At 68.6% G+C, this 21392-nt stretch carries 20 protein-coding genes; 6 read left to right on the top strand and 14 right to left on the bottom strand.

The window, feature by feature from the left end:
- Positions 1–4: 4 nt before the first annotated feature.
- The 6 genes from ACXJLH_RS02575 (at position 5) to ACXJLH_RS02550 (ending at position 6430) form a co-directional block, all read left to right on the top strand.
- Positions 5–751: a LytR/AlgR family response regulator transcription factor gene (locus ACXJLH_RS02575; protein ID WP_056202214.1), complete on the top strand. Its 747-nt coding sequence runs from the start codon at positions 5–7 to the stop codon at positions 749–751.
- Between the two features lie 30 nt (positions 752–781).
- The gene (locus ACXJLH_RS02570) at positions 782–1504 is read left to right on the top strand and encodes a substrate-binding periplasmic protein (RefSeq protein ID WP_457325035.1); all 723 of its coding nucleotides are present in this window, start codon (positions 782–784) and stop codon (positions 1502–1504) included.
- 61 nt (positions 1505–1565) lie between these two features.
- Positions 1566–3008 carry a DNA-3-methyladenine glycosylase 2 family protein gene (locus ACXJLH_RS02565; protein WP_457442378.1) on the top strand — a complete coding sequence of 481 codons (1443 nt, stop codon included), beginning with the start codon at positions 1566–1568 and terminating at the stop codon, positions 3006–3008.
- Positions 3009–3117: 109 nt separating this feature from the next.
- Positions 3118–3606 carry a methylated-DNA--[protein]-cysteine S-methyltransferase gene (locus ACXJLH_RS02560; RefSeq protein ID WP_457442377.1) on the top strand — a complete coding sequence of 163 codons (489 nt, stop codon included), beginning with the start codon at positions 3118–3120 and terminating at the stop codon, positions 3604–3606.
- Positions 3603–4484, top strand: coding sequence for a DMT family transporter (locus tag ACXJLH_RS02555; RefSeq protein ID WP_056202226.1), 882 nt, complete (start codon positions 3603–3605; stop codon positions 4482–4484). The genes ACXJLH_RS02560 and ACXJLH_RS02555 overlap by 4 nt, the downstream gene beginning before the upstream one ends.
- Positions 4485–4588: 104 nt before the next feature.
- Positions 4589–6430 carry a right-handed parallel beta-helix repeat-containing protein gene (locus ACXJLH_RS02550; protein ID WP_457442376.1) on the top strand — a complete coding sequence of 614 codons (1842 nt, stop codon included), beginning with the start codon at positions 4589–4591 and terminating at the stop codon, positions 6428–6430.
- Between the two features lie 21 nt (positions 6431–6451).
- Here ACXJLH_RS02550 and ACXJLH_RS02545 read toward each other — a convergent pair whose 3' ends face one another.
- The 14 genes from ACXJLH_RS02545 to ACXJLH_RS02480 form a co-directional block, all read right to left on the bottom strand.
- On the bottom strand, positions 6452–7426 hold the full coding sequence (locus ACXJLH_RS02545) for a hypothetical protein (protein WP_457442375.1): 975 nt from the start codon (positions 7424–7426) through the stop codon (positions 6452–6454).
- 3 nt (positions 7427–7429) lie between these two features.
- Complete coding sequence (locus ACXJLH_RS02540) at positions 7430–9223, bottom strand: secretin N-terminal domain-containing protein (protein ID WP_457442374.1); 1794 nt, start codon at positions 9221–9223, stop codon at positions 7430–7432.
- Positions 9220–9615 (bottom strand): hypothetical protein, encoded by a 396-nt coding sequence (locus ACXJLH_RS02535; RefSeq protein WP_457442373.1) that lies wholly within the window; start codon positions 9613–9615, stop codon positions 9220–9222. Before ACXJLH_RS02535 ends, ACXJLH_RS02540 begins: the two co-directional genes overlap by 4 nt.
- Positions 9612–10325: a hypothetical protein gene (locus ACXJLH_RS02530; protein WP_056202246.1), complete on the bottom strand. Its 714-nt coding sequence runs from the start codon at positions 10323–10325 to the stop codon at positions 9612–9614. The genes ACXJLH_RS02535 and ACXJLH_RS02530 overlap by 4 nt, the downstream gene beginning before the upstream one ends.
- Positions 10322–10999 (bottom strand): PilN domain-containing protein, encoded by a 678-nt coding sequence (locus tag ACXJLH_RS02525; RefSeq protein ID WP_457442372.1) that lies wholly within the window; start codon positions 10997–10999, stop codon positions 10322–10324. Before ACXJLH_RS02525 ends, ACXJLH_RS02530 begins: the two co-directional genes overlap by 4 nt.
- On the bottom strand, positions 10999–11994 hold the full coding sequence (locus tag ACXJLH_RS02520) for a hypothetical protein (protein ID WP_457442371.1): 996 nt from the start codon (positions 11992–11994) through the stop codon (positions 10999–11001). Before ACXJLH_RS02520 ends, ACXJLH_RS02525 begins: the two co-directional genes overlap by 1 nt.
- Complete coding sequence (locus ACXJLH_RS02515) at positions 11994–15569, bottom strand: DUF6701 domain-containing protein (RefSeq protein ID WP_457442370.1); 3576 nt, start codon at positions 15567–15569, stop codon at positions 11994–11996. The genes ACXJLH_RS02520 and ACXJLH_RS02515 overlap by 1 nt, the downstream gene beginning before the upstream one ends.
- Positions 15542–16033 (bottom strand): agglutinin biogenesis protein MshP, encoded by a 492-nt coding sequence (locus ACXJLH_RS02510; RefSeq protein ID WP_457352705.1) that lies wholly within the window; start codon positions 16031–16033, stop codon positions 15542–15544. The genes ACXJLH_RS02515 and ACXJLH_RS02510 overlap by 28 nt, the downstream gene beginning before the upstream one ends.
- Positions 16030–16833, bottom strand: a complete 804-nt coding sequence (locus ACXJLH_RS02505) for a type II secretion system protein (RefSeq protein WP_457442369.1) — start codon at positions 16831–16833, stop codon at positions 16030–16032. Before ACXJLH_RS02505 ends, ACXJLH_RS02510 begins: the two co-directional genes overlap by 4 nt.
- Complete coding sequence (locus ACXJLH_RS02500; RefSeq protein ID WP_457442368.1) at positions 16823–17383, bottom strand: type IV pilus modification PilV family protein; 561 nt, start codon at positions 17381–17383, stop codon at positions 16823–16825. The genes ACXJLH_RS02505 and ACXJLH_RS02500 overlap by 11 nt, the downstream gene beginning before the upstream one ends.
- A gap of 46 nt (positions 17384–17429) precedes the next feature.
- On the bottom strand, positions 17430–17885 hold the full coding sequence (locus ACXJLH_RS02495) for a type II secretion system protein (RefSeq protein ID WP_056202265.1): 456 nt from the start codon (positions 17883–17885) through the stop codon (positions 17430–17432).
- A 4-nt stretch (positions 17886–17889) separates the two neighbouring features.
- On the bottom strand, positions 17890–18267 hold the full coding sequence (locus tag ACXJLH_RS02490; protein ID WP_082532924.1) for a type II secretion system protein: 378 nt from the start codon (positions 18265–18267) through the stop codon (positions 17890–17892).
- 153 nt (positions 18268–18420) lie between these two features.
- Positions 18421–19653, bottom strand: a complete 1233-nt coding sequence (locus tag ACXJLH_RS02485) for a type II secretion system F family protein (protein WP_457442367.1) — start codon at positions 19651–19653, stop codon at positions 18421–18423.
- The gene (locus ACXJLH_RS02480; protein ID WP_457442366.1) at positions 19650–21383 is read right to left on the bottom strand and encodes a GspE/PulE family protein; all 1734 of its coding nucleotides are present in this window, start codon (positions 21381–21383) and stop codon (positions 19650–19652) included. Before ACXJLH_RS02480 ends, ACXJLH_RS02485 begins: the two co-directional genes overlap by 4 nt.
- Between the last annotated feature and the right edge of the window lie 9 nt (positions 21384–21392).

Raw genomic sequence — 21392 nt, 5'->3', positions numbered from 1 at the left:
CACCATGACGACAGCCCTCATCGCCGATGACGAACCCCACCTGGCCCAGTACCTGAAAGCCCAGCTCGCCCAGGCCTGGCCCGAGCTGCAGATCGTCAGGATCGCCGCCAACGGCGTCGAGGCCGCCGAAGCCATCGCCGACCTCGAGCCCGACCTGGCCTTTCTGGACATCCAGATGCCCGGCCTGACCGGCCTGGAGGTGGCCCAGGGCATTGAGGGTGCAACGCGCGTTGTCTTCGTGACGGCCTATGACCAGTACGCTGTCGAAGCCTTCGAGGCCCGTGCCGTCGACTACCTGCTCAAGCCGCTGAAAGCCGAGCGCCTGGCCGCGTGTGTGACGCGCCTGCGCCAGGAGGCGCCACCGCCGGCTGGCGACGATGCGCTGGCCGAGACGCTCAAGCGGCTGCTGCCCACCGCCGCATCGGCACGGCTGCGCTATATCCGCGCCGCCCAGGGGGAGCTGATGCACCAGATTCCCGTCGATGAAGTGCTGTTCTTCCACGCAGACGACAAGTACACCGTCGTGCAGACGGCCACTGCCGAACACCTGATCCGCACGCCCATCTTCGAGCTCGGTGGCCAGTTGGACCCCGACCGCTTCTGGCAGGTGCACCGCTCCACCATCATCAACCTCGACCACCTCGCCGGCACGCGCCGCGACGAGCAGAGCCGGCTCTTCGTGCGCATTCGCGGCCAGGCTCGCGAGCTGCCTGTCAGCCGCGCCTACGTTCATCTGTTCAAGGCGATGTAGAACGGCCTTCACCCGGCTTAGAGTCGGGGCATGCTGTTGTCCCGCCGCTGCCTGCTGTTCGCCCCGGCTGTACTGCTGGGCACGGCCCAGGCCGCGCCGCCATTGGAGTGGGTGGCCGGGAATCTGCCACCCTTTGCGTGGGAGGCGAGCGGTGGCCCACGCGGCTTCGCCCACGAGTTGGCCGTTGCCATGGCCCAGCGCCTGGGCAGGCCGGCCCTCGTCAGCTACGTCCCCTGGGCGCGCGCGGTGCGCACGGTCGAGCAGGGGCGGCACTACGGCATCTTTCCGCTGGCGCGGACGCCGGACCGGGAGGCCCGCTTCCAGTGGCTGGTGCCGCTGATGACGGTGCGCTACGGCCTCTACACCCTCGCGACCGAGTCGCGCCTGGAGCTCGACCAGTTGCGTGAGCTGCGCATCGGCGTGCTGCGCGGCTCACCCATTGCGGCCAATCTGCGGGCCGAGCGCTTCAAGACCATCGTCGAAGCGAAAGACTACCGCGACCTGTTGCGCCTCCTGCGCGAGCAGGCGCTGGATGCCGTCTACGCCGGCACGCCCATGCTGGAGGCCGCAATGGACGAGTATGGCCAGGCCCGCATGCTCTTCGTGTTGCAGACGACGCTCGGCGAAGCCACGCTCTACATGGCCGCGTCGCTCGGGCTCGATGCCGCCGAGGCACGGCGCTGGGTCGCGGCCTACCGCCAGCTTGAAGAAGACGGCACCGTCGCCCGCATCCGCCGCCGCTACCTCCAGTAAGTTCTGGGGGCATGTCCGAAAACTGCCAGGATCTGGCAGGGGCCCGTCCTAGACTGGCTGCATGTTGTCCGAGACCCTCCCTCCCGATGCCGCCTACGCCGTCCTGCAGTCGCACGACGCGCGCTTCGACGGGCGGCTCTACGTGGGCGTCACGTCCACCGGCATCTACTGCCGCCCTGTATGCCGGGTGCGCCTGCCGCGGCGCGAGAACTGCCGCTTTTTCTCGACGGCGGCCCAGGCCGAAGCCGCCGCCTTTCGCCCCTGCATGAAATGCCGGCCCGAGCTGGCACCGCGCGCCCTGCCGTGGACGACGATGGACGCCTCGCGAACGCTCGCCCAGCAGGCCGCCGCCTGGCTGGATGCCTGCGATGACGCCGAGGCCAGCGTCGAAGACCTGGCAGCCCATCTCGGCATCACGAGCCGGCATCTGCGCCGCATCTTTCAGGCCGAGCACGGCGTGTCGCCCTTGCAATACCTGCAGACGCGCCGCCTGCTGCTCGCCAAGGCCCTGCTGACCGACAGCACGCTGCCCGTCAGCGAGATCGCCTTCGCGGCCGGCTATGCGAGCCTGCGGCGCTTCAACGCCGCCTTCGTCGAGCACTACCGCCTGCAGCCCACAGCCCTGCGGCGCGAGGGTGGCGGTGCGGCTCCCGTGTCGCGGCTGCGGCTGAGCTACCGCCAGCCCTATGACGTGGCTGGCGTGCTGGCGTTTCTTGCGCCGCGTGCGATCACGGGGGTTGAGCGGGTGGAGGAGGGCGGCGTCACACGCTCCCTGGCGCTGACTCACGCCGGCCGGCGCCATGCCGGCTGGCTGCGCGTGAGCTTCGCCAAGGCGGGAGAGGTCGGCGTCGAACTGTCCCCCACGCTCTGGCCTGCCGTCGGCTCGCTATTGCCGCTGTTGCGCCGCTGGCTGGACCTGGACGCCGAACCCGAGGCCATCGCCGCTGCGTTGGGCGAGGCGGCCGTCGCAGGCCAGCGGCTGCCGGGTTGCCTGGACCGCTTCGAGCTGGCGGTACGCGCCGTGCTGGGCCAGCAGGTCACCGTGGCGGCCGCTCGCACACTCGCCGGCCGTTTCGTCGAGCGTTTCGGCGAAGCCTTGCCTGACGCGCCGGAAGGCTGCCAACGCTTGTTCCCCACACCCGAGTGCATTGCCGAGGCGACGCGCGACGACATCGCCTCGCTCGGCATCATTGGCCGACGTGCCGACAGCCTCATCGCCCTGGCCCAGGCCTGGCCGACGCTGGCCTTTGCCCGCCACGAGGGTTCACCAGAAGCCGCTGCCGCCGAGCTGACGGCCATCCCCGGCATCGGCCCCTGGACAGCCGGCTACATGTTGATGCGGGGCTGGAGCTGGCCCGACGCCTTCCCGCCCGGCGACGTTGTCCTGCGCAAGGCCCTGAGCCGCGAAGGCCCGCTGCTGTCGCCCAAGGCCTATCTCGAAGCCGCGGAGCACTATCGCCCCTACCGCAGCTACGCCGTCCTTCATCTCTGGAGAAGGGCTTGACCCACCCCGTACGCGCTTCGCGCGCCCCCTCAAGGGGGCACTGCCAGCGGCCTGGCAAAGCCAGTTCCGCGGCAGTCGCGCGGCCAATCAGAAAGATCGGAGTTACTCGATGAACCATCACGTTTTGCAACGCAGGATCGAAACCCCACTCGGCCCGCTGACGGCCGCACGCAGCGCCGCGGGCCTGTCGGGCCTGTGGTTTGACGGGCAGAAGCACCATCCCGGCACGCTGGACGTACCCGAGGACGACGGCAGCGACGCCGTCCTGTCGGCCACCGAAGCGGCGCTGACGGCCTATTTCAGCGGCAAGTCTTTCGACCTGCCGCCGCTGGACCCGGCCGGCACGGCCTTTCAGCGCGAGGTCTGGCAGGCGCTGCTGGCCATCGCGCCGGGGCAGCCCTCGACCTATGGCGCGCTTGCTGAGCGGCTGGGGCGCGCCAGTGCGGCGCGGGCGCTGGGCGCCGCAGTAGGCCGCAACCCGATCTCCGTTCTCGTGCCCTGCCATCGCGTCGTCGGCGCCGATGGCTCATTGACCGGGTATGCCGGCGGGTTGGAGCGCAAGCAGGCCCTGTTGAGCCTGGAGGGTGCTACCGCATGAAGGCTTTCGACATCGGCGAGCTGGTACTGCTCGCCGCGCTCTGGGGCGCCTCCTTCCTGTTCATGCGCCTCGGGGCCCATGAGTTCGGCCCGATCGCGCTGGCGGCCGTGCGCGTCGGCCTGGCCAGCGCCATGCTGATCCCGCTGCTGGCAGCGCGCGGCAATCTGGCTGACCTGCGCAAGCACTGGAAGGGCTTGCTGCTCGTCGGCGCGCTCAACAGCGCCATCCCGTTTGCGTTGTTCTCCTTCGCGGCCCTGTCGATCACGGCCGGCCTGTCCAGCATCGTCAACGCGACGACGCCGTTGTGGACGGCCGTCGTCGCCTTCGTCTGGTTGCGCCAGGGGCTGACACCATGGCGCGTGCTCGGCCTCGTCATCGGCTTTGCGGGCGTGGCCTTCCTGGCCTGGGACAAGGCCGGCTTCAAGCCCGGCGAGGACCATTCGGGCTTCTGGGCCGTGCTGGCCTGCGCGACGGCCACCCTCTGCTACGGCATCGCGGCGAACGCAACCAAGCGCTATCTCGCCGGCGTTTCTCCTCTCGCCGTGGCCACTGGCAGCCAGTTCGCCGCCGCCGTGCTGCTGGCGCTGCCGGCCGCCTGGCTGTGGCCGGCCGCCATGCCGAGCAACGTCGCCTGGGGCTCGGCGCTGGCGCTTGCCGGCCTGTGCACGGCGCTGGCCTACATCCTCTATTTCCGGCTGATGAGCCGAGTCGGGCCGACGAACGCGGTGTCGGTGACCTTTCTGATCCCGCTCTTCGCCATCCTGTGGGGGGCGCTCTTCCTGCAGGAAGCCATCACGTCCCAGATGGTGGCTGGCGGCGCCATCGTGCTGGTCGGCATTGCGCTGGCGCTGGGCCTGGTGGGCCCCAAGCCGCGCTGAAGTCACGCCGCGGATCTCCATGCGCCTCGGCGCGGCGCAAACAGTGATAGCGTGCGCGCCATTGCAATTGGTAGCGCTACCGTCAGGCGCCTGGAGACCGCACGATGTCCTTGCTTCTTTCTCGCCGCTGGGTCGGCGCTCTTGGTTTGCTGGCCGCACAGATCCTGGCCACCGCCGCCATCGCCCAGCCCTCCGGCGGCCCCTATGGCCCGGTGCCGCAACGCTACGCGGTGCCCAAGGCGCCGCACGTCTATTTCGTGGCGCCTGACGGCAAGGCCGAGGCTTCCGGTGCGTCGATCAACGAGGCAACGTCCATCGAGGCAGCGGTGACGCGCGTCGTCACCGGCGACGCCATCGTCATGCGCGGCGGCACCTACCGCACCGGCGGTCTTCAGCTCAACCAAGGCATCACCATCCAGCCCTATCTGGATGAAGTGCCTGTGCTCAAGGGCACGCGCATGGCGACCGAGTGGCAGAGCCTGGGCAACAACGTTTGGCGCACGAAATGGGCCACGCTGTTCCCGGCCCAGCCGCTGGGCTGGTGGCAACGCGAGCGTGAGGGCATGAAGACGCCGCTGCACCGCTTCAACAACGACATGGTCTTCATCGACGGGGAGCCGCTGCAGTCCGCGGGCTGGGAAGGCGAGGTCAGTGCCAAGGCCTACTACATCGACTACGCCAAGGGTCATGTCTACATCGGCGCCGACCCGGCCGGTCGTCTCGTCGAGATCACGGCGCACGACATCGCCCTGCACCGCCCCTCGCGCGAAGTCCACGGCAAGCCGTCGGACCGCAAGGGCCCGACTCTGCGCGGCATCACCTTCACGCAGTACGCCTACCGGGCCATCGACATCGAGGGCAAGAAGCCGTCGACGCTGGTGTCGGAAGAACCGACCGACGATCCCGTCGGCCCGTCACCTGAAAGCGAGCACGGCAAGGAGGTCATGGGCACGCTGCTGGAGAACGTCACCATCAGCCATTGCTCGCGTGTGGCCGGCTACTTCCGCGGCGACGGGCTCGTCATCCGCAACTCCCTCATCAGCGACACCGGCACCGAGGGCATCTATGTCATCGGCTCGTCGGACGTGCTGCTGGAGCGCAACCTCATCCGGCGCAACAACGTGGAGAAGTTGACCGCCTACTACCCGTCGGCCGTGAAGATCTTCAACCAGTCCTACCGCGTCGTCGTGCGCGACAACCTCATCGTCGAGCAGCCACACTCCAACGGCGTCTGGTACGACGTGGGCAATGTCGACGGCGTCTTCGTCAACAACTACGTCGAGGGCACGATGGCGGGGCTGTTCTTCGAGATCAGCAAGGGCGTGACTGTGGCCGGCAATGTGTTCGTGAACAACCAGCAGGGCATCCGCATCCTGAACAGCGCGGGCGCCAAGGTGCACCACAACACCTTCTTCAATTCGCCGGTGCTTATCGATCGCAACGAGCGCAGCGCCCAGGGCGATCACTTCGGCTGGCATCCGCAGACGGGGCCAGATGTCAATGAGCGCGTCGGCCATGTGTTCGAGGGCAACCTGCTGGTGGCAGACGCCGGCCTCAAGGGCCCGCTGCTGCGCTTCGAACAAGCACGTGTCACCTGCGCCAAGGTGACCCAGCCGATGGCCCAACGCGTCGATGGCAACCTCTACCTGCGTGCCGGTGGCGCGGGCCAGCCTCTGGTCAGTTGGGCACCGGCGGCAGGGACGGACTGCCAGACGCAATTCGCCAGCCTCGACGACTTCCGGCAGGCCGTGCCGGGTATGGAAGCCAAGGGCAGGGCGCTACTGCCCTACGAAGGAGCTGTGTTCCGCAGCCCGGAGCTGCGCCGCTTTGAACTCGCTCGTGTGCCGGAGGGCGTTCAGCCGCTGCCGGTGCCAGGGGAGATACGCAAGCTGCTCGGTTGGGAGGCAACGCATTTGCCGGGCGCGCTGCCGGCCAGCTCGCGCTGAGGGCGCTCCGGCCCGAGCCTCCTAGTGGCGCTTGCGCCAGGCATCAACCACACGCTCCGTCAGCGCATCGGTCTCGCGCTGTTCGTCGGCGCTCAGCGCCGGCGGCGCCCAGCGCCCTTGGCGCATCATCTTCTCGACGTTCTCCATCGAATCGCGGCTTTCCTTGGTCGCCGCCGGGCCGGACATTTCAGTCAGGATGCGCAGCCACGCTTCCTTGTAGGCCTGCCGCTGCATCGCCGTCTCGCCCAGCGCGCCGAATGAATGGACGTAGGTCGACAACGCCTCCAGGTCGCCGTCCTCGGCGGTCTGCCGCACCTCGCGCTGCAGCTTGCCGAGCAGTTCCGGTGCGGCGACGGCCTGGTTGGCATGGGCGTTGAGCCACAGCAGGTACGCCAGCGCCATGCCAGGGAGCTCTCCCTCGTAGGCTCGCTTGAGAAACTCGCCCCTGCGCGCCAGGGTGGCCGTGTCGAAGAACTGGCAGCGTCGCTGCAAGTCCTGCTTCTCCTTGATCCATTGGTCCATGTTGAAGCCAGGAGTCTTCTCGAACACTTGCCGCAGCGGGCCGCCCTGGTCGCGTACGCTGTACGCGAATTCGATCGTCTGGGTCGCATGCTCGCATCGCTCGAGCACGTCGGCTGCCCTGCGCGCCTGCGCTGGCGTCGCGCCCTCTTCCAGCGCACGCTGCACCGTGCGCAGTTCATCGGGTGTCGATGAGGTCGGCGTGCGCAGGGACGGGGGAAGCGCAGCGGGCATGGCCGCGCTCGCCGGCTGGGTAGCGGCATCGGCCTTCGCGTCAACGATCGGCTGTAGCAACGTTCCTAGAAGCGTTGCCGAGGGCGGGGCTGGCTGGGTGGGCGGCAGTGAGGTGGGCGCCTCGGCCGATCGGTTCAGTAGCCAGCTGCCTGCGGCCAGCGCTAGTGCGACGGCCGCGACGGCTGCGACCGTCCACGCTGTGCGAATGGGCACGGATGCGGACCCGGCCACTTTTCCCGCCACCGCTTACTTTTGCGGCGCCGCCGCCGCGCCATCCACCCGGATCACGCGCCGCGAGCGGCCTTCGGTGTCGTCCAGGGACTCGCTGACCAGGCGGTTGTGCTGCTCCCAGTCCTCCGCGCTGCGGATGATGCTGGGCTTGATGAGGACGACGAGCTCGCGCTTGCGGCCGTTGTTGGCGCGATTGCCGAACAGCATGGACGTCAGCGGGTTGCTGTCGGCACCCGGCACGCCCGAGCCGCGGCGCGTGGCTTCCATCTGCATCAGGCCGCCGATGGCGACGATGTGGCCGTCGGGGATGCGCACCACGGTGTCGCTCTCGTTGACGCTGGCGCTGGCCAGCGGCAGGCGGAAGTTGCCGACCGAGCCGAGATCGACCTGCTTGATCTTCTCGGTCACGTTGGAGACCGAGGGGTGGATGTGCAGGGTGATCATGTCGGCCGCGTCGATCTGCGGCGTCACGTCCAGCGCGATGCCGCTGAAGAAAGGCGTCAGCGTCAGCGTCGGGATCTGGTTGGTGGTGCCGTTGGTGCCGTTGGTGCCGGTATTGGTGCCGCTGTTGCTGCCGCTGATGCCGGTGATGAAGTAGTCGTCGGTGCCGACCTTCAGCACGGCCTTCTGGTTGTTCAGAGTCGCGATGCGCGGGCTGGACAGGATCTGCGTGTCGCCATGGCTTTCAACGAAAGCCAGCAGCGCCTGGAAGCCGCCGCGCGCCAGCGCCAGCCCTAGCGTGCCGCCGCCGGATGAGGGCAGGGGGATGAGGTCGGGCCAGGCTGGGCTTTGCGTGCCGCTGGACAGGGTGGGCAGCCCGCGCGTGTTGCTGACCAGCGGGTTGATGATGCTGCTGACGCCGCTGGGGATGGAGGGGTTGACGCTGGTCTGGCCGATGGCGCTGCGCTCGCCGATGCGCGACCAGTCGATGCCGCTCTGGTAGCCCTCGCGCAGCTCGACCTCGACGATCTTGGCCTCCAGCATGACCTGGCGCTCGACGGCGATGCGCGTCGCCTTCAGCCAGGCCTCGACGTGACGCAGCTCCTCCGGCATGGCTCGCACGGCGACCGTGCCGGTCTGCGGGCTGGTGATGACGGCGCGGCCCTCGCCGCTGCCGACCAGGGCCTTCAGCGCGTTGTTGGTCTCGCCCCAGAAATCGCTCGACACCTTGGTGCTGAGCTGGCTGCTCTCCTGCTGCTGGACCGTGGTCGTGCTGCCGCCGGTGGCGCTGCCAGTGTTGCCGCTTGCACCGGCGGCGCCGTTCTGGCTGCTGGCCGGCGCGGCGCCGGAGCTGACGCGAACCTCGCTGCGGCCGCTGCGCTGGTGAGCCAGCGCGTTGATCGTGAAGACGCGGGTCTGCAGCGTGGGCGGAAAGACGGTGATGCGGCGGCCGTCGATGGAATAGTCGAAGCCGTAGACATCGCGGATGGCGTCCAGCGATTCGCGCACCGTGACGCCCTTGAGGGTGACCGACAACTGGCCCGACACGCTGGGATGCACGAGCATGCTGTAGCGCGTGTCGCTGACCAGGGACAGGAAGACATCGCGGGCCGGTGCGCCATTGACGATGAGGTCGAAACGTGGCTCAGGCGGCAGTGCGGGGGCGGGCGGCGGTACGGGCGTCGCCACCACGGCCGGTGCGGGCACGCCAGAGGCGGCGGGGGCGGCTCGCTGGGCCTGCAGCTCCTCGCGCAGGGCCTGGCTGGGCTGGGCCACGCGCAGCGGCTTGTCGGCGCAACCTGACAGTCCTGCTGCCAGCAGCGCAGCGGCTGAGCTGGCCAGCAGGAGTCGATGGACGGGGGCCTTCATGGCTTCTCCTTGGATTTCTTGACGCCGGATGCAGCCCGGGCCGCCTCCGGAGGCGGGCGCTTCTCGACGCCGCCATACAGCGGCTCGCGCCGGACCTGGCCGGCCTCGCGCAGCCAAACGGCCTGTTCGGTGATGCGCTCGATGCGTGCGCCTTCGATTTGTTCGCCCACGCCATAGCGGCGGCCGCGCTGTACGACATAAGCGCGGCCTCCCGCGAAGACGACCTGGCGGATGGCGTTGTCGGCCGGCGCAACGCCAGACGCGGCCGGTGCGGCCGAGGCCGCCATGGCGCTGCGCAGCGCGGGTGGCCAGGCCGTGGGGTCGCGGCTGGGTTCGTCGGCGGCCTGGGCCAGCGGCGCAGCGAACAGCAGGGCGATGAATGCCGCTCTCATGGCTGCACCTTCAGCAGATAGATCCGGGCCAGCAGGCGCGGCACCTCGTTGGGGCCGCCGCTGCTCAGGCGCATCTCGCCCCAACGCAACGCCGGCAGTTCGCGTTCCAGGGCCTGCACATAGTGCTGGGTGTCGCGGTAGCTGCCTTGCAGCTGCAGCTCGACACCCTGCCAGCTCATGCCCGGCATGCTCGGCGGCAGCGCGTTGCCTGCTGCCGATGCCGATGCAGACGGCAGGCTGACGGGCGTGTCGTCCAGCAGCGTCAGTCGTTCCAGTACCAGGCCCGGCTGCTGGGCCAGCACACGCTGCAGCAGGGCCGACAGCCCTTCGGCGGGGTTGACGGTGCTGGCCTGGCGCAATTCGCTGTCCAGGCGCTGGCGCTCGTTGCGGGCGCTTTCGAGCTGGATTTGCAATTGTTCGGCCGGCGTGCCGCCGCTGCCGCTGGCGCTGATGAACTGCTCGCGCAGCTTGCTGATCTCGGCGGCCTGCTGCGCCTGAGCGTTGCTGCGCAGCTTGGCGCGGGCGGACTGCGGCGCGAGCACGAAGGAGTCGAACAGCAGGGCCAGTACCGCCACGATGCTGAGGAACAGGATGGCGCGCTCACGCAGGCTGAGGGCGTCAATGCGCTTGGCCTGGCGTTCCCAGCGCTGCAGCAAGGGCGCCAGGCGGCGCCGCAGCAGCGCGAGATCGATCGTCGTCTGCGCCTTCATCGTGCGCCTCCGGTTGCGGCGCTGGCCGCATGGGCCGGCGCGCTGACCACGCGAAAGGCCCAGACCGGCAGGCCGGTGCTGACGAGCGGGCTGTCACGCGACAGCAGCGGGTTGCCGCCCGTCTCTGTACCGGGTGCGCCCAGGCGCTCGACGCGCAGGGCCGACAACTGCTGCCCGGCCAGTAGCGGATGGGCCGCGAGCCTGGCCAGCCAGGGCCGCAGCACGGCGGTGTCCAGCGTGCCGCCGACGAGCTCGACCCGGCCCGGCGCGTAGCGCAGCTCGCTGAGCCAGGCGGATTCGGGCAGGGTGCGCGCGATCAGTGCGAGCAGGTCGGAATGGCGCTGCCCGGCTGCGTCGGCGCCCAGCACCTGCAGCAGCGCACGGCGATCAGCATTGCCGGCCGCCAGTGGCAGCAGTTGCTGCTGCACCGTGGCGGCATCCAGTGGCGCGGGCAGGTTGGCGCGGGCCACGGTCAACTGCTGGCGCTCCGTCGCGTATTGCGCAAGGACGGCCTGGTGCTGAATCTCGGCGCTGCGATCGCGCTGTTGCAACCACAGCGCGGCGACCAGGCCGGCCACACACAGCAGGCCCGTGGCCTGCACCAGTGTCAGCGCCGAGAAATAGCGCTTGGGTGCCAACAGGATCGGCGTGAGCAGGTTGATTTGCTGGGCCATCAGAGCTTTCGAGTCTCGGTGCGCAAGGCGGCGCCCAGCAGCGGCAGGCAGGCGCCCAGGGCCTGGGCTGCGTCGCCCTCGGGGGCCGGCGCGTCGGGCGCGAAGGCGGCTAGCGGATTCAGAGCCACGGTGCGCTGGCCGAGCTCGCGCTGGATCAGCGTCGCGACCTCCGCGCCGTGCTCGGCCGTGATGACGTACAGCCGCGCCAGTGGCAGCTCGGGCCAGCTGCGCTCCCAGACGTCGATGGAGCGTTGCAGCTCGACGACCAGGGGCGACTCCTGCGTGGTGCTGGCGTCGAAGGTGCCGCCGGGCTGGTATTCGAAACCCAACGGCAGTTCGGCGGCGCCGGCGTCGGCCTGCTCGCCGCGCGCACGCGCCAGCAGGCCGGGGTCGCCTTCGAGGCGGCGCGTGTAGAAGAGTTCATCACCGGCGCTGACGACGAGCAGGCAGTGGCGTTCGTCGATATGGACGGCGGCGCAGGCGCGCGCGGCCAGGTCGTCGGCACGGGCCTGGGCGGCGAGCAGATTGCGCAAGGCCGTCTCCCAGACATCGACGATGGTGATGTTGCTGCTGATGGCCGCAGCGCCGTTGGTCAGCGCCTTGATGGCGCTGTTGCGGGCCGCGACGACGAAGAGCTGGCGCTGCGCGCGCTCGACGTCGCCACCGACGTGCATGACATCCAGCGTCAGTTCGGCAACGTCGACGTCGACCATCTCCTTGATCTGCCAGCGCGCCGCGGCCTTCAGCTCCTCCGGCGGCACATTGGGGGTGTCGACCTTGAGGATCTGGTAGTCGGCCGGGTCCAGCAGCGCGATGGCGTCGCCCGAGGTGACGGGTTTTGCCTCGCTCATCAGGCCCCATCGCAGCAGCCGGGCCGGCTTGTCTTCGCCGGGTGGGCCCGGCGGGCCATCCGTCAGCACAAAGGCATGCTGTTCGCCAACGCGGCGCAGCAGCAGGCGCTGGCCGTTGCGGCGGGTGGACCAGGGCCAGCGCATCAATAGTTCTCCCGCTGGTAGACGACGCCGTCGCTGCCGCGGTACAGGCCCCAGGTGGCGCGGGCGCTGGGGTCGCTGGTGGCGGCCGCGCCGCACCAGGCCCCGCGCAGCGACGCGAGGTTGGCGCCGGCGGTGGCGGGCACCGCGGCGCTGGCCCAGCCGCCGGCCGTCTTCAGGCAGGACGCGTCGGTGGGCGTGGAGCTCAGGGCCACGGCCACGTCCATGCTGCCCAGGCGGCCACCGCCCGGGGCGGCCAGCGTGATGTAAGTTGGTTGCAGCGGGTTGACGACGACAGCGGTGTTGGGGACGTTGGGGTACATGACCGCATCCTGAGCGGTGAGGGTCTTGCGGAAGTTGCCGAAGCTCAGGTTGGCGGCGGTGATGCGGGTGCAGGAATCCAAGGCGTTGGTCACGAAGGCCGTGCCGTTCCAGGATTGGGCGGTCAGCGGCAGTTTCAGCGTGCGGTTGGCGGCGCTGAGCGCATTTTGTAGGCGCAGGCGGCCGTACAGCAGGGGGATTTGCCCGGAAGGGCCGGAGGAATTGACCTGCGTTCGATCGTTGCCGGCTACCGCGTCGGTGTCGAGGTCGAAGGCGGCCATGGCCACGCCGTCATCATCGACCGGCGCGATTCCGAACTGAGCGCTGTTGAAGGGACCGTCGACGGTCGCGCCGCGCGCGACTTTGGCGGTGAGGGTCACCGAGGCCGTGCCGTTGGTCCAGTTTCCAGCGCTGGCAGAGGCGCCGACGCGGCCGGCAAACTTCGTTGCACCAGCGATGCCGGCGAGATTGAACCTGCCATGCGTGCCAAGGGGGAGCTTGGTGAAGTTGCCGCTGGCATTGCTGGTGTAGTTGCTGGTCTTGTTGCCGGCGGCATTGACGGCCGTCAGCGTGAACGCGAGGCTGAAGTTCTCGTCCAGGTAAGTGAAAGTGGAGGCCGGCGCGCATGCCAGATCGCTGCGATGCGTAGGCAGGCCCTGCGTAACGGTGAGGCCGGCCGGGATGAAGCGGCCGATATTGCCGGTGGGCGTGCCGGTCACGGCGCCGGTCGGTGCGGCCACACCGAGGTAGCCGCTACTGGCCAGGGCAGGCGTCAGCGTGATGATGCCGACCTCGGCGTAGCTGAGATTGCCGACGTTGGCGACGCCGTTGATGAACAGGCTGCCGGCCACGGTGCCGTTGGTCAGCGTGCCGGAGGCGCCCGGCGAAGGCAGCACCAGGGTCGGTGTCAGCAACACGCCTTCGGGCGTCGACTCCTTGCCGAAATTGGGCGTGGCAACTCCCCCTGAGGTGACGGCGGTGATACGGGCGCCGAAGCTGGCGCCTGCAGCCACGAAAGAGCCGCCGGCATCATTGGCCGCGGCGGGATTGGGCTTGGCGCCGCTGGCGACGTTGGAGATCAGAAAGCGCGCCGGCTTGGTGACGAAGGCGTTGCCTGTGCCGTTGATGTCAACACCGGCTGCGGGGTTGACCGCGTAGTTGAAGAACAGCGACGTCTGGCCGACGTCGTTGAAGGTCAGCGTGAAGGGAGCGTTGCCGTTGGTGTCGAAAGTCATCGGCACAGCGGCCGTGGCGGTGGACACGCCGCTGGCGTTGCCGGCAACGGCGGTGCCATTGACGCTCATCAGGTTGCTGCCACCGCAGCTCGTCGGATTGAGGCATTGATAGCCCCAGTTGACGTTGCGGGAACCAGTCAAGGCAGCCTCGCAGGCTTGGTTGTTGGTGCCGGACTTGACGGCACGCAGCCAATAGGAGGCCGATGCCGTGCCAGCCGTCTGCATGGGCAGGGTGATCGCAGCACCGGTGGTGGTGGTGGAGACCAGGAAGCCGGAGCGCTTGAAGGTCGTCGAGCAGCTGTTGGACACATAGCAGCTGGCGCCATCGGGGCAGCATTCACGGGCATTGGCGGCGGCGGTGCTCTCGGAGCTCAGCGTCAGCGTCACGTTCGTGTTGTCGGCGCCGCCGGGGAGGCTGAGCGTCGTCGTCGCGACGCCGTTGCTGAAGTTGAGGGCGCTGCTGCCCAGCGTGCCGGCGCTGGTCGTCAGCGTGGCCGTGCCGTTGACCGTCGTCTCGACGCTGCAACTGGCGGCGTTGGTGGCGCAGGCCTTGACGGTCACCGTCGTCGGCAGGCAGGTCAGGCTGGTGGATGGCAGCCACACCTCGTAGTGGTCCAGCGGCAGCGGACAAGTGCGCGAGGCCGGCGCCATGTCGGCCGTCAGCTCCAGCGCGCTGATCTCGTAGTTGTAGACCCGCATTTCGTCGATGAGGCCGTTGGCCGACCTCAGCGTGCCATTGGTGGGCGCGGTGCTGCTGCGGTTGTCGCCGACAAAGAGGGTGCCGATGCTGTTGTCCAGAGTGCCGCTGGTCGTCACCGTCGTGGCGCCGACCTGAACGCCGTTGAGATAGATGCGCAGCGTGCTCTGGTTGGTGCCGGTAGCCAGGTTCCAGGTGATGCCGATGTGCTTCCACGTGCTCGCGGCGACGGACTGCGCCGGCGTGGCGGTCGACACCACGAGACCGTTGCTGTCGGTGACGGTCAGGCGCAGGGAACCGTCGCTCTGGCGCACCAGGAAGAAGGGCTTGCTCGTGGACGTCGTCGCGTCCAGCAGCATCGCCGCCGAGTTGTTCCAGGCCGTGCTGGCGTCGTACCAGAAGGTCACGGCGCCCTTGTCGCCGACGCCGGAGTTGACGTCGAGCAGCGTGTCCACTGCGTGGCTGGTACTCGTTGTGTCGGCCGGGATGCTGAGCGAGCGGCAGACCTTGGCCGTGGCCGAGGTGACTGCGTTGCCGATGCGCACGCCGTTGTTGCTGTTGCCGCTGCTGTCCGCCACCTCGCCGACGCGACCGCTGTAGTTCCATTCGTCAAAGCGGTACTCGGCGCGGCGCGTCGGCGTGCCGTTGGGCACGAACCAGCGGATGGCGCTGCCGTTGGCGTTGTAGCCGCTGTTGTAGGAGTACTGGGTGGTGTCGCTGCTGCTGACCTGCACGCCGATGGTGGCGTTGGAGCCGCTCGCATTGGCGTTGCCGTACTGGTACTTGAACTCACCGTTCTCGAACAGGATGATCTGGAAGGTGTAGGGGGTGCTGGTGTTGTACTGATAGACACCGTTCCAGGACACGACGACGTAGCGGTTGGGCGCCGTGCCCTTCTGTTCCCAGGTCACGCCGCCGCTGCCGGCGCGGCTGGGGTCGAGGTCGGTCCAGTAGGCCAGGATGACGTTGGTCGTGGCCGAGGCAACGCAGCCACTCTGCGTGTCGGCCGCGCCGGCCGGCAGGGCGGTGTTGGTGTAATTGCGGAAGAAGCCGGTGTCGGTCCCGAACTGCAGTCCACCATTGGTCAGCACGCGCACCGACGTGTAGGCCGTGCCTGCGAAGGTGAACTTGAAGCCGCCGGTGAAGGTGATGGTGGCCTTGTCGTCGTCGCCCGGGTAACTGGTGCAACTGCGGTCCCACGCGAGGGCATTGGCGGCCGTCTCCCAGGCATAGCTGTCGCTGCGGAAGGTGTAGCTGGACGCGGCCTGCGCGAGGCCGCACAGCAGGGCCAGGGCGATCAGCAGGAGACAGCGGGCGGCGTGCATGTCTTGTACGACAAGGTACGGCTGAGCTGGCGCTCGGCGTAGGTGGGCTCGGTGGTGCTGCCGTTGGGGCAGGCGCCGCCGCTCGCGATGTTGCAGGCGGTGGCCTGCACGACGTAGAAGGCCAGTTGCTGCTCGCCGTCGGTCACCGTGCCGGCAGCCGGATTGCGCGCGCAGGTGATGGTGACGGTGAAGTCGGACAGTTGGTCGGGCAGGGCGATGCTCTTGGTGGCGAAGCAGATGGGCTGGGCGGCACCGCGCAGGACCTGGTAGCTGCCCCAATCCAGACCAGCCAGGGCGGCCTGGTAAGCCTTGGCCGCGGCCAGTTCGCCGGCCGAGCCGAGCTGCTGGCGCTGGCTCAGCGAGGCCAGCGCCACGCCCAGCGCGGCCAGCACCACGAGGATGAAGAGCATGGACATCATCGTGAAGCCGGTACTCCGGTTCGCTAAGCCGCGCAGCGTTCTCATGGCAGGTTGTCCACGTGGACGGCGTGATAGAGGGACACGGTCTCGCCGTAGCGGGTCAGCGAGATCTGCAGCGAGGCGAGGGCGTAGCGGGCCGTCGCCGCGCCGGTGCCGTAGCTGAAGCTGCAGGCGGTGACGTTGCGGGCCAGCACGGCGGCGGTGCCTGCCGGCGGGTCGGCCTGGCTGGCTGTCGCGGCATAGCCGCTGTAGCGGGTGAGGGTGCCGGCGGCGATATTGCAGGTGTAGCTGACGGGTGACTCGATGGCATAGACGCGATATGGCGGCGACTGCAGCGCATTGGGCAGCGCTGCGCCCGCGACGCCGACGTTGACGGCATTGCCCGCGGCGTTGCCGGAGACGCGCACGTTGTCACCGGCGTGGGCGTCGGCATCCGGCGTGTCGGCGCCGAGGTTGTACCAGGCCAGCTTCTGGCTGGCATGGCTGATCGTGAGCGGCGGCCCGACGATGGCGAAGTTGGGGATGGGCGCGACGCCGAACTGCAAGGCACCGGCGCCGGCGGTGGCGTAACGCGCCGCACCGCTGACGGGGATGAGTTCCAGGCTGTTGCCCTTCACGCGCACGCTGTTGGGCAGAGCACCGGCCAGGTCGCGTGAGATGCGGCGCAGGGCGGTGTCGGCCTGTTCGCCGAGCTGGGCGCGGTCGTTGCTGGCGAAGTAGGCATCCGTCGCCGGCACGATGAAGACCGAGACTATGGTGATGACGATGCCGGTGAGGACGATGGTCATCACCGCCTCGATCAGCGTGAAGCCTTGCTGGCGTGAGCGAACACCTTCAGTTCGCATCGTTGGGGGCATAGCGGGTGCGCCAGCCTTGCAAGGTCAGCGTGCTGCTGTCGGGCGCAGTGACGGTGACGGTGATCTTCAGCGCCTCGCCGGCCACGACGTTGTCCAGGGCGGCCGAGGTCACGGCGACCGAGGCGCTGTAGCCGCCGAGGCCGGCGATGGCCGTGTTGGCCACGTCGCGGATGCCGCTCATCGAGAAGCCGGCGTAGTCGTTGACGTTGTCGAAGGAGGTGGTGCCGTAGCGGGTCTCGCCGGGCTCGGTGCCGCTGCCTTCGACGAGCGTTGCGCACCCGGTTGGCGACACCGTGGCCGACGTGGCCGTGGCGACGTTGGCATCGTCGGGGTCGCACCAGGTGAAGTTCATCAGCTCCACCTCGCGCAGCAGCGACTCGGCGATGGCCAGCTGCTGGCGGCGGATCATGGGTTCCGCGCTCGCCGTCGTGGCCGTGACGAAAACCTTCAGCAGCGCGGCCAGCGCGATGCTGACAACGACGATGAAGAGCAGGAGTTCGATCAGGCTCAGGCCGCACTGGCGCGGCCGACGGGGCATGGCCGGCATGCGGGGGATGCTAGCCGAGCGCCTCATGGGTCAAGCCTCAAGGAGTCGCGTAGATCAGGCCCGTATCCGCCTCGATGCGGTAGGCCTGGCTGTAATTGCTGGAGGCGACCGTGACGGTCAGCGCGCCACCCGTGTGGGTCGTCGTCGCGCCGCTGTTGCCGCTGTTGAAGGTCACTGTGCCGCTGGAGGACAAGCAAGGGCTTTCGGTCGCAGGGCAGGGTAGCGTCGCGATGGCGGTGCCACTGCCATTGCCGTAGGCCCAGCTCACGCCGGTGCTGCTGATGGTCTCGATGATGGGGCGGCGCTGCTGCAGGGCCAGCCTGAGCATGGCCTGGTGGCGGCCCTGAAGGTCATCGCCAAAAGAACGCAGCCGCCACAGCGTCGTGTCCACCACCTTGGGGAGGGCGAACACCGCCAGGGCGGCTGTGATCACGATGACGAGGATGAGCTCGATCAGCGTGAAGCCCGCGTCGGCGCGCGGGGCGTGGGTCATGGGATCAGAGGATGCCGGTGACGGTGAAGGTGGCCTTCTTGTCGATGTGACCGGTCAGCTCGCAAGTGCTCACGGTGATGTTGGCGGCAGCGGTGCTGTCCGTCGTGACCGAGAAACCGGTGGGCAGCGGGCTTTGCAGCATTGCGATGACGTCGGAGCACTTGGTCACGGCCACGCCGTTGTTGCCGTTGGCCTTGCGGCCGGCGTAGTTGATGGCCGAGGCCGAGCTCAGCGCGCCGGCAAAACCGTTGACGGCCGCCTGCTTGGCGTCGTCATCAACGGCGACGAACTTGGGCAGGGCGACGGCCGACAGCACGCCGAGGATGACGATGACCATCACCAGTTCGATCAGGGTGAAACCAGCTTGCACAGACTTGTTCATGGGGTGCCTTCCTGCGCTCTGGGCGCTGTGGTCCGGGGGGTGACAGGACTATCGGGCAGCGGCTCAGCGATGAGAAGTGAATTGCGCACGAGTTTTATGACGGGTCCACACCGGCCTGCAAACCGTTGCAGGCTTCACGCCCTGGCCGTCGCTTCAACGCCCCATGGCCGCCTGGCCCAGGTTCCACAGTGGCAGGAAGACACCCAGGGCCAGCACCAGCACCATGCCGCCGATGATGCTCAGCAGGATGGGCTCGATGGCGGCGGACAGGCCTTTGATGGCGAAATCGGTCTCGCGCTCATACATCTGCGCGATCTCGGTCATCAGGGTATCCAGCTCGCCCGTCTCCTCGCCCACCGCAATCATTTGCAGCACGATGGGCGTGAAGACGCCGGTGCCCGTTGCGCAACGAGAGATGCTTTCGCCGCGCTCGACGCCGTCGCGCATCTGCTCGATGCGGGCGCCGATGTAGGCGTTGTCCACGGTCTGCGCGACCACGGTCAGCGCCTGGCTGATGGGCACGCCCGAGCTGCTGGCCAGCGCAAAGCTGCGCGCGAAGCGGGCCAGCGTGGCCTTGAGCACGATGTTGCCGGCGATGGGCAGGCGCAGCTTGAAGCGGTCCCAGGTGTAGCGGCCGCCGGGTGTGGCGATCCAGTTGCGCCAGGCCAAGGCCGCGCCGATGCCAGCAGCCACGACCAGGGGCCACCACTTCACCGTCCAGCCCGAGAAGCCGAGCAGGATGCGCGTCATCAGCGGCAGCTCGGTCTTGAAGTGGGAGAAGACGTCGGCGAACTTCGGTAAAACGAAGACGTTGATGACGATCAGTGCGATGGCCATCGCGACGATCACCATGATGGGGTAGCGCAGCGCCTGCTTGATGCGGGCGCGGATGTCCAGCTCGAACTCCAGGTGCTCGGCCAGGCGCTGGAAGACCTCGGTCAGCTTGCCCGTCAGCTCGCCGACGCGGGTCATGGCGACGTAGAAGCTGCTGAACACGGCCGGGTGGCGCGCGAAGGCGGTGCCCAGCTCGCGACCCTGGTCCAGGCTGGCGCGCACGTCCTGCAGCAGGGCGATGATGCCGGGGTGGCTGGTGGAGGCCTCCAGCCCTGCCAGCGCGCGCAGGATGGGCACGCCGGCCTTTTGCAGGGTGTACATCTGACGCGTCAGCACCAGGGCATCCTCCTGCGTGATGGGCTTGGCGAGCAGGGCCTCGAGCCAGTTGCCGCCGCCCGCCACGCTGACGGCCTCGGTGGTCGCCTCGATGCTGACGGGCACGACGCCGCCAGCCATCAGCTGGGCAGCCACGGCGTCGCTGTTGATGGCATCGACGATGCCTTCAACCAGCTCACCGCGGCCGTTGCGGCCCTTGAACGAAAAATTGCTCATTCAGCATTCACGCTGACGCGTACGGCCTCGGCCAGCGAGGTCTTGCCCTCGCGCACCAGGTCCATGCTGCGGTCGGCCAAGGTCTTGCCCTTGAGCGATTTGCGAGCGGCCGCAAGGAAGGCGCCGGCATCGCTGTTCTGGATGGCCAGGGCCATGTCGGGGTCCATCTCCAGCATTTCGTAGATGCCGCGCCGGCCCTGGTAGCCGGTGCCGTTGCACTCGGCGCAGCCGCGGCCGGCGACGCTCTTCAGCGGGCCGGGCGCCTCGCCGTTCATGGCCATCACCTCGTTGATCCAGGCCTGCTCCTGCGGCGAGGCCAGATGCGGCTCGGCGCAATGCTTGCAAACGCCGCGCAGCAGGCGCTGGGCCAGCACGGCCTGCAGGGAGGTGGCCACCATGAAGGGCGGCGCGCCCATGTCGAGCAGGCGAAAGGGCGTGGAGACGGTGTCCTTGGTGTGCAGCGTGGACAGCAGCAGATGGCCCGTGATGGCCGCGCGCAGGCCGATCTCCGCCGTCTCGGCATCGCGCATTTCGCCCACCAGAATGACGTCGGGGTCCTGGCGCAGCGCGGCGCGCAGCACCTTGGCGAAATCGAGCTCGATCTTGTCGTTGACCTGCACCTGGGTCAGGCCCGGGAGACGGTATTCGATGGGATCTTCGGCCGTGATGATCTTGAGCTTCTCCGAGTCCAGCTCGGCGAGCGCGGCATACAGCGTCGAGGTCTTGCCGGAACCGGTCGGGCCGGTGACGAGCAACATGCCGGAGTCGCGCCCGAGCAGCTCGCGAAAACGCTTGAGCATGTCGTCGGGCATGCCGATGTCGCCCAGGCGGCGCAGGGCCGAGCCCTGGCCGAGCAGGCGCATGACGACGGATTCGCCGTACTGGCTGGGCATGGTGGACAGGCGCACGTCCAGCGTGCGGTCACTCAGGCGCAGCGTGAAGCGGCCGTCCTGCGGCAGGCGCTTCTCGGAGATGTCCAGGCCCGCCATCAGCTTCAGGCGCTGCGCCAGCGCGGGTGCGATGCGCTTGTCGGCTTGCGTGAGCGTCTGCATCAGGCCGTCGACGCGGTTACGGATCAGCAGCTCGCCTTCCTGGGGCTCGATGTGCACGTCGGAGGCGCCGGCGCGGGTCGCGTCCTCGAACACCGACTGCAGCAGGCGCACGACCGGTGCGCCTTCCTGGCCGACGCTGGCCTGCAGGGCGCCGAAGTCCACGGCGTCGCCGATGTCCTTCTCCAGCGCCTTGGCCAGGCCGGAGATCTCGTCGCTGCGGCGGTAATGCTTGTCGAAGACGGCCGGCAGCTGGCTTTCCGCTACCACGGCCATGGCCAGGCGGCGCTTCAGGATCTTGGCCAGCTCGTCGAAGCCGAACAGGTCCAGCGGGTCGGCCATGGCGACCAGCAGGGTGTCGCCACGCTCCTCCAGCACCAGGGCGCGAAAGCGCCGCGCCGGCGTCTCGGGCAGCAGGCGCACCAGGTCGGTCTTGAGCGGGAAGGTCTTGAGGTTGACGAAGGGCGCGCGCAGCTGGCGGGCCAGCACATGGGCCAGGGCCTCCTCGGTGATGAGGTTGGCCTCGATGAGGATGCGGCCCAGCTTCTTGCCGGTGGCGCGCTGCAGCTCCAGCGCCTGGCCGAGCTGCTCCGCTGAGATCAGCTGCTGCTCGACGAGGACGTCACCGAGACGCAGTTTGGGGCGGGGTGCTGCTGCTGCGGTATCGGTTGTTTCGGCCATGGGGGTCAG

This window comes from Roseateles sp. P5_E4 (genome assembly GCF_054049255.1).
This window is presented reverse-complemented; position numbering and strand designations above follow the sequence as displayed.